Here is a 17,187-nt window from a genome sequence, read left to right on the forward strand (position 1 = left end):
ATAGGTTACAGCGTTGAGTTGTCATGACTATCCGGTTACTGACCGCCAGATCATCAAGACTGATAAACGGTCATGAAAAACAGCAAATCCGCACAGAACGCCACCCAGTAGCTCACTCATCGTTTATACCTGAATTGTGCAACAAAGCACAAGACCGGAAGCCAGAAAATGATGTGGTATATGGAATTTTTCCTTGCCATGAAAAGTAATGAACGATGTATTACAACACCTTTTTCATTAAAGAATTTTTCCGTTCAGCAAACTGGCTCATCTTTTCAGCAAGGGAAAACGCCACAAAACACAAAAAAGAAAAAAAGCGTTTTTTATTAAAAACCGGTTATCATCTTGACCTCGACAACCCACAAAGTCTCAACCAGAAAATTGTCTGGAAAAAGCTCCATGACAGAAACCCCTTATTAACCATTACTGCCGACAAGTATAAAGTCAGAAAATACGTTCGTTTAGTATTAGGAGATGAGGTCGCCAACGAAATACTTGTCCCCCTATTGTATGTTGGCAAAAATCCCCAAACAATCCCTTTCGAAAAACTGCCTGATACATATATCATCAAAACAAATCATGCATCAAAAACAAACATTTTTGTCGAACCGAAAAATCCAGCAAAAAAAGAACAGATAATAAAGCGAATCAACCAATGGATGGCAAAACCATATGGACTTTTTGCCTATGAATGGGCTTATCAGAATATCCCAAGGCTATTCATCATAGAAAAATTTCTTCAGGATGGCAATGGCGCTTCGCTGAAAGACTATAAATTCATGATGATTAATGGCAAATGCGAGCTAATTCAAGTTTATAGCGGCCGGGAAAACGAACTCATATGCAGCTTCTATAACGCAAAATGGCAATATCAAAAAATACAATGGAAAAACAAATATGGCCCAATCATTGAAAAGCCAGCAGTGCTTGAAAAAATGATTACCATTGCAGAAAAACTGTCATCACCATTTGATTTCGTAAGAGTTGACCTTTACGAAATCAGCAACAGAATATATTTTGGAGAATTAACCCACTATCCAGCATCAGGCAGACTAGAAATATCACCGAAAAATATCGACTTTCTACTTGGCTCAAAATGGTCGCAGAAAAAGAATTACTGGAAAGACAGAAAAAACCCATCGATTTCAATATACAACACACTAAAAAAGAACGCGCCCAGCAAATCAGAGTTACCACTGCACCATGCAGACAAAAAAACCGCTATAGTGAATCAATAAAAAGTGATTCGACAACAAACTGATCACATTCTTTTTTCCTTGTAAAGAGCCATAGTATTGAGATCCACAACTCTTACGCCATCAACACCATCACAAAAATGCCCTTCCGTATCACAACAGTTAACATCATCAGAAAAAACTGTTGCATAAAAGCCGTCGTCATAAAATGAAAAAATGGATTATTCATCAAAAAATTTCGAACGGCAAAAGAGTCATCAAGCACTCTAAGGCCAAAAGCATATCGATCTATCCCCTTTATTGCCCCGCCCCACTTTCTCTTATACTGGAAAACCCCATCAGATAAAAACCCTCTTGACAAACCAAGATATACGGAATCAAATCCCTTAGAAAACAAGTATTCAAATGCGAAATAATACGTTGCCGCTATAGCGCCTTTATTCCACAATGATAAATCACCGTTTTTCAGGCCATTTCTCCAGATATATGGCCGTTCATCATCGTAACGAATAAGCATGCCGGCAACATCACCTTCACCATCACTCACAACAAGCAACTCACAACAACAGGCGTTCCAGGCTTCTCGTTCTTTTTCAACATCTTTCTCAGGATATCGTTTTTTTACAGTTGGCACCCAATAATTCACGAAAAAATCATCTATGCAATCCAAAGAGTTTGCAACTCGATACTGAAGACCGTTTTTCTTTATTAGTCGTATATCGCTTTTTGCAGAATTACTTTTCACGTGCAAAGGGAGTGAAACAGTGGTTCCTACCCAAAGCGGAAGAGAGTACTCTGACTCTTTCAAGCGAACAGAAGATGATCGCTTATACTGAAAAAGCAGAAGATCGCACTTATAATAATTTCTGCGAGCCAGAAATAAAAACAAGCTCAGCGGCATTTTTCCACGAGCAACAACAGTAAAATCACTGTCGTATATCATTTTTGTTATATAGGCAAAATCAGAAGTACTACCAGAAAACAGCAGCTTCAGGGGCTTATTCGAGCTTTTTTCTTCACCAAAGATAACTCGCCACTCAACGACTTTCACCACCATCAAACCCTGAAATTCTTCTTAAAAAAATGTCTTACTCTTCCCGAATACGGTATCCTAAACCCCATACTTTCCTCCATCACCTGCCTGCAAGGCAAACACTTTCCGCACGGCTTACCATTACGTGGATTATGACAAAACCAGGTATTCAGCATTAAATCATAAAAGCCCTGATCTTTAGCTAACTGCAATAATCTAAACTTAGGTTTGTTTATAATCGGAAAACTAAAATTCCTAAAAAAAGCAAACAGATCATCGTCTAAAGTATCACCTATAATAAAACTATCTCCCTGAGAAACCAGTTCTTTTTCCAACTGTGCGTATACCGGCCTCCTTGGGTAAGAAGAAGCCCCCTCTACACCTATTTCAATTTCACACAAATCTTTCCATGAGGCATATCGTGCCAGCCACTCATATTGCCTCCCCAGTCTACCATATTTTTTTACAATATTTTCATACTGCTCCGTAATAGCTTTACTCTGAGGAATATCATCTTTTATAACCACCTGAACTGGTTTTAACAATTGCTCATAAGCCACACCTCTATCAATAATTCCTTTTCGAATAACCATCATAGCTTTTACTTCCTCAACAACTGACCTTCGGCTCGGATCTATTATATAAATAGGATTAACACTCGTCTTTTTACAAGAATCAACTCACAAAGCCTGTAAGTAGAATCCCATCCACCCGTCCATAAAAGATGGACATCTTCTTTTTTATTTTCCGTAACCATTCAAAAAAAATATTATAATTAATCGCATAGAATATAACCTTGCTCTTAAAACTCAATAAACCACTTTTTCTCAAAAAAAACCGCATCAGCATCGATCATCCAATTTTAAATCACAGAATTTAGCGAATCAAAATTTGCCATTCCCACTTATTGACATAGAAGTCTACTTCTTAGAAACTACGTGAGCCATAAGCAGCGGAGCTTCTATTTTGGAGTTTTTATTTGCTTATCCTCAAAACTCTCAAAACCAGGCCGCCCCATAGATATGACAAAATAAAAGTATCTAATAACCATATACAATAAACGAAAAATAGTGTACCTTGTAAAAGCAAACCGCTGAACCCTTCAGCAACGTACCAAAATATAGCTATCTGCACCCTTATGATCAGGATTCTCTGTTTGCATGTTGCTGAAAACCAGGCCAGCTACCGGTATCGAGTTGCCCAGTTCCTTCCTTACTGGAAAGAGTATGATATCGATCTGCAAGCACTGCGCATCACCAGTAAAAGCTATCCCGAAAAACTCTCGATTGCGCTCCGAAGCAAAGACTACGATTACGTATGGCTGCAACGCAAACCGCTTGCCTCACTGTTAACCAACATCATTGCACACAACAGTCGCCTGATTTACGATTACGATGATGCGCTGTACGCCATAGAGAGTTATCGCAAAACAAAGCCCAAGCCAGTTCATCCAGGCTCGAAGCAGACCATTAAACGCCTTAACACGGTACTAAAGCACTCGTCGCTTGTATTTGCGGGAAGTTATGCTCTGGCGGAGTATGCACGCAAATTCAACCCAGACAACACCATCATCATCCCCACGGCCTATAGTAACATTCCAAAACCACCGCCGCCAGTTGCGGCTGAACGCCCAATAACGATTGGCTGGATAGGCAATACCGGCAATCTTTACTTTCTCGCCATGATCGACCAAGCCACATCAGCGATACAACAACGCTTTCCCTCCACCAGATTTTCGGTCATGAGTGGCAAAGCGCCGGAAGGGCTCAAAACTCGCTGGGAGTTTGTTCCGTGGTCAGAAAAGCTCGAAGAGAGCTGGCTCGACTCGGTTGACATCGGCATCATGCCTCTTCAGGATGACGATTGGAGCCGGGGTAAGTGCGCCTTTAAACTCTTGCAATATATGGCACACGCCAAGCCGGTTGTGGCCTCTGCAGTGGGCGCAAACCTGAAAGCTGTTCTCCATGGAAGTAACGGCTTCCTGGCAAGCTCCAATGCGGAATGGGAGCAAGCTCTCGAAACACTCGTTTCAAACACAAGCCTGCGCCTTGCAATGGGAGAAGAGAGCCTGAAGCACTTCCGCTCAGCCTATGAACGCCAACGGGTTCAGGAAAAAATGGCAACCCTGCTACACAACCATTTCAGGCAGACAAAAACCCGGTAACACAGCCCCCCTTCTCTGTTCTGCACACGAACAAACAAACACTCCCTCAAAACTTCCCATACCCCAAGCATACTGGGCGACAAGAAAACTGAAGTCATCAAACGCCGCTATCCGTCACACTTTTGTAACAAATTTTTTTTTGTTACAATTACGAAAACCATCTATTAACAGACTTAACAATCGCTAACTGCATGATCGATCTCACCAATTCATACCTGCTTGGAAAAGGCTCATCACGCATCTGCTACTTGCATCCCGAAGACCCCGGAAAGTGTATCAAGATCACCTACTCCCGGAACCTTGACATTGAAAAACAGGAATTAAAGCACTACCGCCTCCACCGACGGCGCGGAATTTCATGGGAAATGCTGGCAAAACCCTATGGAAAGATCGAAACAAGCAAGGGTTCAGGAGTAATATTCAGCCTTGCACACGACTTCGACGCCTCCATTTCCCGCACACTTGATCAATATCTGAGCGACGAAAAGCTGACACCACCGGCCAAGAAGCTCTCCGAGCTTTTCGACAAGTTCCGGAACTACATGCTCACGGAACGTATCGTTATCAGGGAACTCAAATCCGATAACATCATCTTGCAGCGCCTGACCCCAAACCAGCAACGCCTTATCCTGATCGACGGACTCGGCAACAACCAGTTCCTGCCCATCGCTAATTACCTGAGCACCTTTGCAAAAAGGGTTATTCAGAGAAAATGGGATAGTTTTGAGAAGCACCTGAAGGAAGAGTTCCCGGACAACAGCACTGTGCGAAAAGTCTTGGCAATGGGACGATAAAGCTGACCCCCTGCATGACCGTCAACGGCAACAAGCTCCTGCAGAAAATGTACAGCCACTTTTTACAGACCATTGATAACGACAAGTAATCAGAGAATCCCCAGCAGGACAACCAGGCTTTGGGACATCTGATCGATCAGAGTTCATCGTATATCAACGCATATTGAAGGCCCCACCGAAGCAGTGCGCCCTGACGACCTAAACAAACCACCAGTATTCATATTTCCTTGCCGTCACATCGGCAACAAGCACATGACTATAGTGTGTAGCAAAACCAAGCTTCATTGGTGAACTCCACACTCTTACATTCCGCAGGAAACCGATCTCTATCACAAAGTCAAACTTCACGTTCAAGGTTCACAGTCAGGCGTAGCCATCTTTGGGGGCACCACAACACCCTTTTCACCAAACTGGATATCGTACAGGTGTTTGTAGAAACCGTCCCGCTTAAGAAGTTCCTCGTGGCTACCTGACTCCGCCACTCTGCCGCGATCCATCACAATGATTCGGTCGGCATTTTTCACCGTCGAAAGTCTGTGCGCCACAACCAGAGCGGTGCGATCCGCCAATGCATGATCAATAGCCTGCTGCACCACCTTTTCGGACTCGTTGTCGAGCGCACTGGTTGCCTCGTCGAAAATAAGCAGTTCCGGATTCTTCACCATGGCACGGGCGATGGCGAGCCTTTGCCGTTGACCGCCAGAAAGCTGAATGCCACGATCACCAATCAGAGTCTGATATTTTTCGGGTTTCTCCTCTATAAAACCGTGAGCGTTGGCAAGACGAGCTGCATGCTCTACCTGCTCATGATCGATCTGCTCTCTCACCCCGTATGCAATATTTTCTTCGATGGTATCGTTGAAAAGAATGACCTCCTGGCTCACCACCCCGATCAAATGCCGCAACTGCTTGTAGTCGAACTCACGTATATCGGTACCATCAATTGTTATTCTTCCTGAATCGACGTCGTAGAATCGTAAAAGCAGGTCAACCGCAGTCGATTTACCAGACCCGGACTGTCCGACAAGCGCAACCATCTCGCCCTTCTTGATCTCGAAGGAAACATGATCGAGAACATTGCGCGCATCCGGCGTTTTGTGATAACTGAAACAAACATCCTCAAAACGTATCGAATGTGAAAATCCACTGATGGGCAACGTGCCGTTTTTAATATCTGGCTCGGCATCAAGTACTGAAAACAGGTTCTCGGCCGCCGCGGTGCCATGTTGTATTTGTGTGTATGCCTCACTGAATGACTTAAACGGCCCCATGATGGAGTAAAGAGTGAAGGCAAACAATAACAGTTCATTCCCCTGCATTTTCCCCTCAAAAACCTGAAGCCCCCCGAACCACAGCACCAGGGCAATAGCAGCGATCAGCAGGGTTTCGTTGAGAGGACTGATAACATTTTTCAAGCGGTTGATCCTGATCATGCGCCTGCGAAAATCGCTGGTAAATGACTGGAAACGGGTAAACTCGATATCCTCGAATGCACTGGCTTTTATGACCTTGATACCATTGAACTTTTCCTGTAAAAGAGAGTTCATGTTCCCCATTTCACGCTCCAGACCTTTAGCCTGACTGCGGATTTTTCCTCCAACCCCTCTAATGACAAACAAAATCAGACTAGAGACAACAAGCGCGAAAATCGTCAACTTCCAACTCAAGGCAAGAAGCACAGCCAAGAAAACCAGCACGGAAAACGGAGTCTGCAAAAAACTGGCCAGCACGCTGCTTATGGTATTGTTTACCATCTGAACCTCGTTATAAACGTGATTCATCAGAGAACCAACCCGCGTCTTATTGAAGTAATCCAACTGCATTTCGATAATGCTTCTGAATACATCGTCCCTGATTTTCTTCGCAGTTCTGGTCTGGATGTTGAAAATGATCTGTTTGTTCAGATAGACAAACAGATTTTTCAAGGCAAACGCAAGAATCAGGAACATGCAGATTTTCAGTAGCGACCCCTGCTGGGTATCCGCATAAAACAGTTGGGCAAAAAACTGTTTCGCCGACTCCTTGATTTGATCAACGTCGACAATGTTCTTGTAAAATGGCTTGGAGGGTATTTTTGACGATACTGAAGGGGCCTGCGCTTGACCGCCATGCGGGGAGGATACAGCAACCTGCCCAGACGTTTGTCCGGACGTAAACAATGCATTCAGCAGAGGCAGAACCGAGTAAATAGAAACCACGCTCAACAGTGAGGTAATCACACTCACCAGAACAACAAGCACAATTCTGCTTTTTAAAGGAACAAGATAACGTAAAAACCTCAGATAGACTTTCATCAGCATCAATGGCTATTTGACACAATTCTCACGCACATATTTCTCAGGAATCTGCCACATAAACGACCTCAAAGGAAAAGCAGGGGAAACAGAGCGTTCGCTGGAATAAACCGCCCCATGAACTCAAAAAAGACGGCGGGCACCCCCCTAAACAGCACAATAAGCACAATAAGCTTAATAATACCAATATTCCGGGTACTGACGACCTCTTATCACTATAAAAAGAGCTGATCTCTGCAGCACCATCCCCCCTGAACAGGCAGTGTATACAACAGAATAATGGAGTAAAAAAAGCACTGTACTGGCGAACAAATATTGAACTCTCTTACAAAAAAGACCATATTTATAAAGTAAAGCCCCCCTACCCCGCGAACATATTGAAAAGTTCCATGAACCGTCTTTCCGGAATCATCAGACAGCAGGCAAAACATGCCGAGCGAAAAGTTTCGCGCGTTAAATGGCAGCTTCGTTATGCCTTGGTAAAGAAGGCTCTGAAGAAAAGACCTGAGCATCCCGCGCTTCTGAACAAGCTTGCAAAGATACTTGTAAAGCTGAAAGATGAACAAGAGTTGCTTCGAGCGACAGAACGTTATGCCATGAATGGATTCAGGCATGACGACCCGCAAACTGCCCAAGCGCTCTTTCGCCTTGCGCATTCAAGAGCGGCTTCATTCTGGGATAATGGCAGTTATGAGGAGGCTGTAGCGCTGATTAACAGCGTCATGGAGTGGAATACACCTAATAGCAGTATGCTGCATCAATCGCTTTACTGGCAGTTATGTATAGCAAAAACAGAAAACAAGAAGAATGTCATCGAGAAACGAGTACTTGACCGGTATGTTGAAATCGAAAAGCAGCATTTACCGCACGACTTTGTAAAAGCTCACATGGCAACCGAGGCGATGATGCGTCTCGGCCTTGCTGATCAGGCTAAAAAGACCCTCCTGAAGCACGAAGACAAGCCAATGGCGCTTTTGGCCCTGTCCAATACCAGCATTGATAATGACGAGCTGTGGCTCGAGTATGTCAACCGTTTCTTCAGTTCTCGAAAGCTGGAACCGCTCTCCCTATTTGAGGGTGTCAAGCCACGCTTTCTCCGCCTTGAAGGAGCCCCGGCTACCTCATACAGCGGTGGCCCGAAAATCAGCGTCATCATGACCGCATTCAACGTCGAAAACTATATTGAAACAGCAATACGCTCTGTACTGGCTCAATCATGGAGTAATTTCGAACTGATCGTGGTTGATGACTGCAGCACAGACGCTACTCGCCGTATCGTAAAACAATTGATGGAACATGACTCAAGAATCAAGCTTATAGAAAACCAAACAAATTGCGGCACCTATATCAACCGGAACAAGGCTTATGACCTGGCGACAGGCGAATATGTAACCTGCCATGATTCTGATGACTGGGCACACCCGAAAAAGCTCGAATATCAAGTTACGGCGCTACTTAAAAATCCTGACGCTGTTTCAAGCTCGAGCCACTGGGTGCGAATGTATGAAAACGGCCAGTTCATTTTTTATACCCTTGGCACTTTTGCCCAATACAATGCGAACTCGCTGATGTTCAAAATCGACAGGGTAAAACCGGTGCTTGGTTACTGGGACTCAGTACGAATAAGCGCTGACAGCGAATTCATCAGGAGGCTGCACGCCGTATTTGGCAAAGAGCGTGAAATCATCCTCGATGACGTTCTTATGTTTGGTCTTAAACGTCCGGAAAGCCTTACAACAGCATCAGGAAGCGGTCACAGGCCTAACGGCATCTCTCCCTTGCGCAAAAGATATTATGACAGTTATACCAACTGGCATCAAACCATTGACAAGAATTCGGCATACATGGCATTTCCTCTGAAAAGTCGGCCATTCGAAGCACCTGAAGAGATACTGGCTAAAGGCTGAAGGTTCCTACCCGAAAAAACATCTCATTCCAGAAACCCGTCAGCGGAAATTGTGAACACGCCCGCCTTGTTAGCCGAGATTGCTCTGACCTCCCAAGCGTTCGCGTCCTCTCCTTTGATATACAGCACAACAGGCTGTTCACGGTCAACAGGGCCAAGAATCCCCCTTCTGAGAGGCACCCCTAAATCAGCAACCTTGTCGTAAAAGTTGATAAGCTTTTCTGCGTTTCTTACGCTATCTCGAACAATCCTTTTCGGAGACAAAACAACCCAAACCCCGCGTATCTTTTTATCGTCCCTTATTTTTTTTTGAAAAGCTTGCATCTGGCCTCTACCATAGAAAAAATTATCCTGCCCGTACAGATAGGCATATGGCTGACAAAAATTACTGTAAAATGTGGGGTAATAAACAACCAGCTCGCCATCATGTACGTTTCTGACAACAAAATCAGTGGCATATCCATACAAACAACGCTCAGGCAACCTTACAAAAGTCAAATCGACAGCCTTGAGAAACGTTACTACAACATAGATTGAAACAACCAGTAGTGTCAACCGCTTGACCATGCCCTTAGAGTAGACAATCGCTGCAACCAGACCAATCCAGATAACGACAAGAATCGGGACCAGATAACGCACTCCGATCTGGTGATGTACTTGCGCGAGGGGAAACTGTGCAGCCAACGTCAGCCCCCCAATTGCTGCTATTGTAACCGCAACGCTGCGGTTGGCGTGCCTGTAAAACAAAACCAAACCGAAAACACAAATAACCACAACCGGAATCGCAACCGGCAAACTCCCGAGGAGATCCGAAAGCAAATGGAGTATTTCCAGGCTGAGACCTCCACCGGAAACACCTGTACCTTTGGGCTTTCTCAATCTGCGCAGAAGCTGAAGCAAAGGAGGAAGATCAACAAGCAGCGCCGTGCCGAAGACGAGAACAGCGGTTTTCAAGGCTCCGTTTTCACCAGCGGAAAGGGGCTCTTTCCTCTTGCGAAAAAGAAAAAAGCCGACACCTGCGGCAAAACCAGGCCAGACGACCAGAGCCAGCTGGTGTGTCCAGCCAAGAGCGCCAAGAAGCAAGCCGAGCTGTACCCAACTCCGGCTATTCGATGCACGCAAGCCATCAGTAGCTATGGCTAAATGCAGAAGAGCCAAGAGCAGCAGCAGCATGAACAGCGTATACATCCTTGCCTGCTGGCTCTGATCAATCATGAGCTGGTCCAGCGCTACCAAAAGCGCAAAGAGGACACCCGCACCAGTGGAGATAAGCCGTTTACCAACAGCAAACGCAGCGGGAATGCACAAAACACCGAAAACCAACGAAGGCAAACGCATCGCCATGAAGTTGTCGGCACCAAAGACCTCCATGAAAGACCGCACGAACAGATAACTAAGAGGGGGATGCTCCTTGTGCGCAGTAGCGGTAAGAAGATTTAAAAATTTCGGATTATAGGCTGTCTGCCAAGTGCGAGCTTCATCATACCAAAGAGGACGGTCGTTCAGAACAGGCCAGAGGCGAACAACAACGCCAGCGACAATAAGCACACCAATAACGATGTAGACCGATTTGTGGCGCCTAAACCAAGAGAAATCAGACATACCGTAAACACCTCCAAAAGCCATATTGCAGTTATCGAAACCGGCTCCATTGAGCTCTCACCCCTTAGAAGCCAATTACAATAGCGTTTGACTGTCTGCAGAAACAGCAGCTTCTCGACAGGCAAGCAAACAATAGAGTTGAAGAAAACATCCCAGAATCACCAGAACCAAAGCAAGACAGACACCTTGAAACAAACAAAATATTTCGCAAATTTCACTATAAAACATACCCCACGGCTTACTACATAGAAACCGCTACTATCGCCAAGCATTTCAATGTCAGTATGATCCTATTTAAGGCAATTTGCTCAACCGCAAGACCCGTTGCCAGCATGGCTCAGAAACTTGCACTGAAAGCTTGACCGAGATGCAGAATATTTTCAAACAGTCAGCAACAAAATGAATTTGCTGTATGCTCAGATTTTTCACCAGCAAAAAGCGGGACGATTATTTTGAAAAGCGCAAGAACCTGCTCTACTATCAAGCCGTAAGAACGCTGGTAACAGGCTTGTCGGGCGAAGCTAAAAGCATCATCGATATCGGTTCAGCAGGCTGCCCATATCTTGACTGGTTCCCTGCAATCCCCCACAAAACAAGCATAGATATCCAGGAACCATACAGAGGGAAAAAAATCAAAGCTATCCGGGGAGATTTTCTTTCATGGAAGGCAAACCGGCATTACGACATCGCATTATGCCTTCAGGTGCTGGAACATGTGGATGATCCTGGGGCATTCGCGAAAAAATTGCTTGAAACAGCTGATATTGTCATTGCTTCAGTCCCATACCAGTGGGAAGCCGGACGCTGTAAATCGCACATTCATGACCCTGTGGATGAAAACAAAATGCTTCTCTGGTTTGGCAGAAAGCCGAACTTCTCATACATCTGCCACGAAATAAAATCCTGCAATCCAAGACTTCTGCAAGTCTACGATCAGAGCGGATGTTGCTGGAACTATCTCAACAAGCGACCAAAAAAGACAAAAAAACGTTAGCCTGGTGTAAGCTCTCAAGCCGCAAAGCAATGATGACCCGTCCGCTCATATTCAAACGATATCTTTCCAGTTATTCCTGACATACATCTTTTCATACATGGAGCGGTCCTGCTGCTGGAGATCCGTTGTCGATCGTTTGTGAAAATGATACACCTTTGAAAACGGGGTATAAATAATCCGTTTTCCCGTGCGCTCCCTTACGTGATCGCAGTAGAGACGATCGGAACGGTAATGAGGCCCGTTCTCGACATCCAGGAGACCAACCTGATCAATCACCATACGCGGTATGTACACACAGAAAAAAGGCGCGAAAGTCAATTCCATATACCCTTTGAGCGGATTGAACCGGGGATCAAGCACGTTGGCATGAAGTGCCGAGATATTGACATCGCATTCCCTTGATGCCACGCGATACGGCTGATGTCGTTCGGCACTTGGGGTGCCCGCAAGCATGACCTGCCGGGGCACAACAAGACCTGCATCAGGATGATCGGCAAAAACATGCTGCAAACCGTCAAGCCACCCTCTCGTCACGACAGCATCATTGTTAAGAAGGACGATATCATGGTCCGGCCGAGCTGCACAGATACCCCTGTTGACTGCATGGGTAAATCCAAAATTACGATCATTGAAAAAGACTCTGACCTCACCTGAACGATCCAGAGCTTGCAGGTATACGCGAACAGCTCCGCTCGATGCATTATCCACAACAATAAGTTCCACACTCTTTTCAGGGGTAAACAGCCGAACCGAATCGAGGCAGGTCCTCAAAAAAGGCTCCGCCTCAAAACTTGGAATAATTATGGAAACAGCGCGCCGTTGTGCGGGGGGCGGAGTATATCGTAGCGAAAACATCTGGTTCACCTCGGTGAGGGCTACACCCGGTAGTTTGGCGGCAACCCGGTCAGCTTCAAGGTAAGGCTCAAGCGGATGGGGAACGATATGGTCCACACTACTTCCCTTATCCGGGGGAACAATACGGGAGCTGAGCACGGCGGGAACAGGCCTTGGCGGCTTTTTTTCAGTATAACTGAGCAGGATCTGCCAAAGAAAGTGCTGATGCCGTGGATATTCCGACCTGTCGAACAGGTCAAAGAGAGCCCGTCGGTGCATGAGCGCTGATGCATCGAGAATATCGTCATTTTCATGGGCTGAGCGGCTATATGCAAAAAAACGTATGCCCCGCTCTTCGCCACTCTGCTCAACATGCTGCTGGGCGCAATACACTACATCATAGGCAGTATTGACATCAAGTTCACCAGAAAGAACCAGCATAAAATCCTGATTGAACGTACAAACACTGTCCAGATAACAGAAATAATCGCCTTCCGCGACAGCCAGAGCCTTGAAAAAGGCAACTGAACAATCATCTGAGTCCGGCACAACGATGGGCTTTATCCGTGAATCACCGACTGTATGGAGGAGTTCTTCAATTTCTGCAACCTCCCGACTTCTGCAGGCAAGAAGAAGCTCCCAATTCTTGTAGCTCTGGCCTGTCACACTAGCAATCGCTCTGCTCAACAAGCCTCTTTCAGCATAGGGAGGGAACATGATCACCGAAACTCGACAACCCTTGCTATTCGAGCGATACTGACCAGTAAGTTGCGCAGCCCTGGAAGCCAGATAAGAAATTATATAACTGGCCTCTTTCGTATAAGGCGCCAGCAAGTCCGGCATGAAGAGCGAATAAACAAGAAATTCACCATAGGTTTTAAATGCTCTTCTGGAGATATTCCTATACGGTCGGCTGTCCCGATCACGTTCGTTCTGAACAGCTTGAACATCAGGTAGCTCTTCAGTCAAAGGTGACGCATAACCGAATAGCCGTTGAATGCTCAACAATTTTTTTATGATGCTTTTCTTTAGTTTCACTACCAACAGACTGAAATAGGAGGGTTTCATCAAATACCAATGACCCGCTCGGCAGGGTAACCGCAAACGAGACTGGAGAATTCTCTCAAAATTACTTTGTTATTTACAAGGGCTGAAAACAAATTAGCTGATCTCTGATGAAAAAAATAGCCTCTTTTTCGATGGTCAAGGACGAATGCGACATCATTGAGCTTTTCGTCAGAATCAACCTGCGTTTCGTCGACAGGATGTTTCTCATCGATAATCAGAGCAGCGACGGCACTATCGCCATTATACAGAGGATGCAGAAAGAGGGTCTCCCCGTAACTCTTTGGCATGACAACAGCGTTGACTACCAGCAGAGTCTGGTAAGCACAAATGCGATAAGGAAAATCTTCGAAGAATACCAACCGGAATGGATTGTGCCGCTTGATGCCGACGAGTTCCTGACAGAAAACGGCAGGGAATTTCGAGCTGAACTTGAATCCATACCCGAAAACCATTGTGGAATGCTGCAATGGCGAACATTCGTTCCCTTGTCCGTTGATTATGCTTCACTTGAAAACCCGTTATGGCATAATTTCAGACAACGGGCCAAAGAAACTACCCAGTTCAGCAAGGTAGTTATTCCGGCAGCTCTTGCAACAAACTCGAAGTTATCTCCCGGGAACCATCACCTGCTTACTGCTGACAACCGCCGTATACCGACCGTCCCCCTCACAACAACCTTGGCACATGTTCCCGTACGATCATCTGAACAAATCGTGGCAAAAAGTATCATCGGAAGCATCAAACACCAGATCACCTGGAACAGGCTGAATAACGAAGGCTTTCACAAAGAGATAATGGCCGAAACGGTAAGAAACTGCAACTACCGCCTCGACATCCAGCAGTTACAGGAACTGGCATTTACTTATTCACAGAGACCCGGTAAGGAAGTCATCAGGGAAATCGACAACACGATACACCTGGGAACAAAAAACGACTGCATACAGTATCGGGAATTGGCTGTCATTAACATAATAGAGCGCTTTGACAGCTTCATGCAAGAACTTGGCAACGCACTACAGCAGGAGAATGCACACGCTCAAATCAAGCAAGCTGTCGCTTATGAAACCAGAGATCTGCTGGCAGCTCTTGAGGAAAAAGAAAAGGAAATTCGCTTTTTCAGGAAAACCGCCATAGGCAAAGCTATCAGTTACCTTGCCGGGAAAAAATTCCTTCGCAAATTTTCCAACAAGTAAAATTCCTCGGAAATATGAGGATGAGGAATAAGGGGTAGCCACCACTATGAGCAACCCTTTCGATCAGATAAAGCTTTTGTAACGCGTGGAGGGAAAATCGTTCACCCTACGGTCAAACTTCTTGTTGCAAAACCATTAAGCAATGATGGTAATGGGGAGAGGAATTGAATAAAAAATCATGTTCAGCAAGCTGCAACTAAATTACATTATTTTTTAGCTCTTGATATTCTTTTTATCACTGACTTTTTGACTTTATGAAAAGGCTTAATCACTCTCCAGCATATCGATTTTTTAAATCGTTGCACCTCTGCCTCCAGCTCTTCTTTCTGTTTGATCAACTCCTCCTTGGTTATATGATTAGTGGCATATCGAAACTTGACACCAGAACTATTCCTGTATGACTTCGGCGATAGTGGTTTGGCTTTCTGATCATTTTTCCAGAGCACATAAGTAAAACTGAGCTGATCTCTTCTTGAATAATGCTCCAACCAGTACCACCACTCTTCCATGATTCTGATAACAACCGGACTTGAATGACGGCGAACAATAATATTGGTCTCAAACAAGCCATTCTTCTTTGGAAATCCACTCTTTTTTATCAGATCCTCCTGCCTTTTCATAACATCAGAGTCATCCTTGCCAGCCTCTTGACAAGCATCAAATTCTTCATAGATGCACTGCCGCTTCGGATGCAAAGAACAAGCAAACAGGCCGTTGGATTTCAGCGCCTGATCAACATCCTCAAATATCTCTCCATTCAGAATATCAACATTGCCATCGACCCACAAACTTACCTCACATTCCGGAAACAGGAGATGAGGATGTAGCTTATGCCATCGCTGATTCCTAACCTGATCAAGCTTGTCAAAACACAAAGGTCTGATTTCCCATTGAGCATTCTTTTCACTCCGAATGCTTAGGTCATCAGAAAAACAGACATAATCCCAATCGGGGTTGATAAATGTATGATTCAACAGCTCATCATACCCGCCTGTAATGCAAGTATAGACAACTCTTTTTTTGTTCGCACTCATAATCAAAGTCCCAGCTTTTCAACCTTCTTTTCAAGCGCAGCAAGCACCTCATCCACACTTATTGATAACAGACAGGTATTCTCTCCTCGCTGGCAATGATCGTCATCCTGATATTGGCGGCAAGGCCTGCATTCGATGTCCTTTATGAGAATATCGTTATTCTCACCATAAGGATGGATCCGGTGATAATTTCCAGGCCCCCAAAGAACAACAGTCTCCTTGTTCATGAGATTTGCCAGATGAACGGGCCCGGAATCATTTCCGATGAAAATCTCGCACGACTTCACCGCATCTAAAAGATCGTCGGCATTTCGGGTTAACCGCAACGTGATCCCCGGCAGATCAGCATGATTCTGAACATAGTCTCTCAAATCTGTTTCTGATTCATGAACCAGAAAGGCACAGGTGACATCCCATCGGGAAACAGCCTGACGGGCAACACGCATAAATCGCTCAACAGGCCATCGCCTCGGCTTCCACTTGGCCCCCGGATGGATCAGGATTGTTCTGCTCTTGTGAGCACTTGTATGGACTGGTGGCTTTTCAGGGCGAATCAGCATCCCGATTGCCTTGCTGAATAATCGCGGAAAACGAGCTCTGACATGCTCATCGCGTTTTGCATTATAGACCACATTATACAGCAATCGGGAACCCCTGAAATATCGGCCATTTTCTACCAGCCCTACTCTATTTCCCGCATGAACCAATGATGAGTAAAATGCTGCATATGGTGTGATTGTAGCAACGATCACACCTTCATAACTATTTGAAAATACGTTCTCCTGCTCACCTTTCAGCTTTCTGGGACTCCATACGAATTTCTGTAACGGGACAACATCTACCATAGGCAAAAATTCCCTCCATATTAGTTCCAAGCCAGGCCTACAAGTAACGGTAATCCGATAGTTCTGCGTTAAAGCATAGACCGCCGGTATCAACGTGCAAACATCACCAAGATGATCAAAATGCACAATCAACAGCTCACCATTCTCTACTTTCGGAGAATAACGGAAAACATGATAAAAACCGACTCCATAGATAGCCCATCGCTTTCTCAATGACTTCAGCATAAGAC

At 45.2% G+C, this 17,187-nt stretch carries 13 protein-coding genes; 6 read left to right on the plus strand and 7 right to left on the minus strand.

What is annotated here, in order from left to right; translation table 11 throughout:
- Positions 1–215: 215 nt before the first annotated feature.
- Positions 216–1,238 (plus strand): ATP-grasp fold amidoligase family protein, encoded by a 1,023-nt coding sequence (locus tag CPAR_RS09160; protein WP_012503033.1) that lies wholly within the window; start codon positions 216–218, stop codon positions 1,236–1,238.
- A gap of 73 nt (positions 1,239–1,311) precedes the next feature.
- On the opposite strand, the gene CPAR_RS09165 is transcribed toward CPAR_RS09160, so the two are convergent.
- Both CPAR_RS09165 and CPAR_RS09170 read right to left on the minus strand, forming a co-directional pair.
- On the minus strand, positions 1,312–2,253 hold the full coding sequence (locus CPAR_RS09165; protein WP_012503034.1) for a hypothetical protein: 942 nt from the start codon (positions 2,251–2,253) through the stop codon (positions 1,312–1,314).
- Positions 2,253–2,825 (minus strand): hypothetical protein, encoded by a 573-nt coding sequence (locus CPAR_RS09170; RefSeq protein WP_012503035.1) that lies wholly within the window; start codon positions 2,823–2,825, stop codon positions 2,253–2,255. Before CPAR_RS09170 ends, CPAR_RS09165 begins: the two co-directional genes overlap by 1 nt.
- Positions 2,826–3,367: 542 nt before the next feature.
- Here CPAR_RS09170 and CPAR_RS09175 point away from each other — a divergent pair.
- Together CPAR_RS09175 and yrbL are read left to right on the plus strand one after the other, a co-directional pair.
- Entirely contained in the window at positions 3,368–4,393 is a 1,026-nt protein-coding gene (locus CPAR_RS09175; RefSeq protein WP_012503036.1) for a glycosyltransferase, read from the plus strand.
- A gap of 191 nt (positions 4,394–4,584) precedes the next feature.
- The gene (gene yrbL / locus CPAR_RS09180; protein ID WP_012503037.1) at positions 4,585–5,187 is read left to right on the plus strand and encodes a PhoP regulatory network protein YrbL; all 603 of its coding nucleotides are present in this window, start codon (positions 4,585–4,587) and stop codon (positions 5,185–5,187) included.
- A 350-nt stretch (positions 5,188–5,537) separates the two neighbouring features.
- On the opposite strand, the gene CPAR_RS09185 is transcribed toward yrbL, so the two are convergent.
- Positions 5,538–7,481 carry an ABC transporter ATP-binding protein gene (locus CPAR_RS09185; RefSeq protein ID WP_049755895.1) on the minus strand — a complete coding sequence of 648 codons (1,944 nt, stop codon included), beginning with the start codon at positions 7,479–7,481 and terminating at the stop codon, positions 5,538–5,540.
- Positions 7,482–7,870: 389 nt separating this feature from the next.
- Here CPAR_RS09185 and CPAR_RS09190 point away from each other — a divergent pair, with 389 nt between their 5' ends.
- On the plus strand, positions 7,871–9,388 hold the full coding sequence (locus tag CPAR_RS09190; protein WP_012503039.1) for a glycosyltransferase family A protein: 1,518 nt from the start codon (positions 7,871–7,873) through the stop codon (positions 9,386–9,388).
- Positions 9,389–9,411: 23 nt separating this feature from the next.
- Here CPAR_RS09190 and CPAR_RS09195 read toward each other — a convergent pair whose 3' ends face one another.
- Complete coding sequence (locus tag CPAR_RS09195) at positions 9,412–10,989, minus strand: glycosyltransferase family 39 protein (RefSeq protein ID WP_198002619.1); 1,578 nt, start codon at positions 10,987–10,989, stop codon at positions 9,412–9,414.
- Between the two features lie 412 nt (positions 10,990–11,401).
- Here CPAR_RS09195 and CPAR_RS09200 point away from each other — a divergent pair, with 412 nt between their 5' ends.
- Positions 11,402–11,983 carry a class I SAM-dependent methyltransferase gene (locus CPAR_RS09200; protein ID WP_012503041.1) on the plus strand — a complete coding sequence of 194 codons (582 nt, stop codon included), beginning with the start codon at positions 11,402–11,404 and terminating at the stop codon, positions 11,981–11,983.
- A gap of 51 nt (positions 11,984–12,034) precedes the next feature.
- Here CPAR_RS09200 and CPAR_RS09205 read toward each other — a convergent pair whose 3' ends face one another.
- Entirely contained in the window at positions 12,035–13,885 is a 1,851-nt protein-coding gene (locus CPAR_RS09205) for a glycosyltransferase (protein WP_083762345.1), read from the minus strand.
- A gap of 107 nt (positions 13,886–13,992) precedes the next feature.
- Between CPAR_RS09205 and CPAR_RS09210 the strand changes: the two genes are divergently transcribed.
- Positions 13,993–15,078, plus strand: coding sequence for a glycosyltransferase family 2 protein (locus CPAR_RS09210; RefSeq protein ID WP_041466189.1), 1,086 nt, complete (start codon positions 13,993–13,995; stop codon positions 15,076–15,078).
- 206 nt (positions 15,079–15,284) lie between these two features.
- Here the strand turns inward: CPAR_RS09210 and CPAR_RS09215 are convergent, their stop codons facing one another.
- Complete coding sequence (locus CPAR_RS09215) at positions 15,285–16,112, minus strand: glycosyltransferase domain-containing protein (RefSeq protein WP_012503044.1); 828 nt, start codon at positions 16,110–16,112, stop codon at positions 15,285–15,287.
- Between the two features lie 2 nt (positions 16,113–16,114).
- Complete coding sequence (locus tag CPAR_RS09220) at positions 16,115–17,182, minus strand: glycosyltransferase family 9 protein (RefSeq protein WP_012503045.1); 1,068 nt, start codon at positions 17,180–17,182, stop codon at positions 16,115–16,117.
- Between the last annotated feature and the right edge of the window lie 5 nt (positions 17,183–17,187).

Origin of the sequence: Chlorobaculum parvum NCIB 8327 (genome assembly GCF_000020505.1) — a bacterium.
Lineage (GTDB): Bacteria > Bacteroidota > Chlorobiia > Chlorobiales > Chlorobiaceae > Chlorobaculum > Chlorobaculum parvum_A.

Coding starts and splice junctions, on each gene's coding strand:
- CPAR_RS09190 (WP_012503039.1), top strand. CDS start 7,871: ATGAACCGTCTTTCCGGAATCATCAGACAGCAGGCAAAACATGCCGAG.
- CPAR_RS09215 (WP_012503044.1), bottom strand. CDS start 16,112: ATGAGTGCGAACAAAAAAAGAGTTGTCTATACTTGCATTACAGGCGGG.
- CPAR_RS09175 (WP_012503036.1), top strand. CDS start 3,368: ATGATCAGGATTCTCTGTTTGCATGTTGCTGAAAACCAGGCCAGCTAC.
- CPAR_RS09220 (WP_012503045.1), bottom strand. CDS start 17,182: ATGCTGAAGTCATTGAGAAAGCGATGGGCTATCTATGGAGTCGGTTTT.
- CPAR_RS09200 (WP_012503041.1), top strand. CDS start 11,402: ATGCTCAGATTTTTCACCAGCAAAAAGCGGGACGATTATTTTGAAAAG.
- CPAR_RS09165 (WP_012503034.1), bottom strand. CDS start 2,253: ATGGTGGTGAAAGTCGTTGAGTGGCGAGTTATCTTTGGTGAAGAAAAA.
- CPAR_RS09210 (WP_041466189.1), top strand. CDS start 13,993: ATGAAAAAAATAGCCTCTTTTTCGATGGTCAAGGACGAATGCGACATC.
- CPAR_RS09195 (WP_198002619.1), bottom strand. CDS start 10,989: ATGTCTGATTTCTCTTGGTTTAGGCGCCACAAATCGGTCTACATCGTT.
- CPAR_RS09160 (WP_012503033.1), top strand. CDS start 216: ATGTATTACAACACCTTTTTCATTAAAGAATTTTTCCGTTCAGCAAAC.
- CPAR_RS09205 (WP_083762345.1), bottom strand. CDS start 13,885: ATGAAACCCTCCTATTTCAGTCTGTTGGTAGTGAAACTAAAGAAAAGC.
- yrbL (WP_012503037.1), top strand. CDS start 4,585: ATGATCGATCTCACCAATTCATACCTGCTTGGAAAAGGCTCATCACGC.
- CPAR_RS09170 (WP_012503035.1), bottom strand. CDS start 2,825: ATGATGGTTATTCGAAAAGGAATTATTGATAGAGGTGTGGCTTATGAG.
- CPAR_RS09185 (WP_049755895.1), bottom strand. CDS start 7,481: ATGAAAGTCTATCTGAGGTTTTTACGTTATCTTGTTCCTTTAAAAAGC.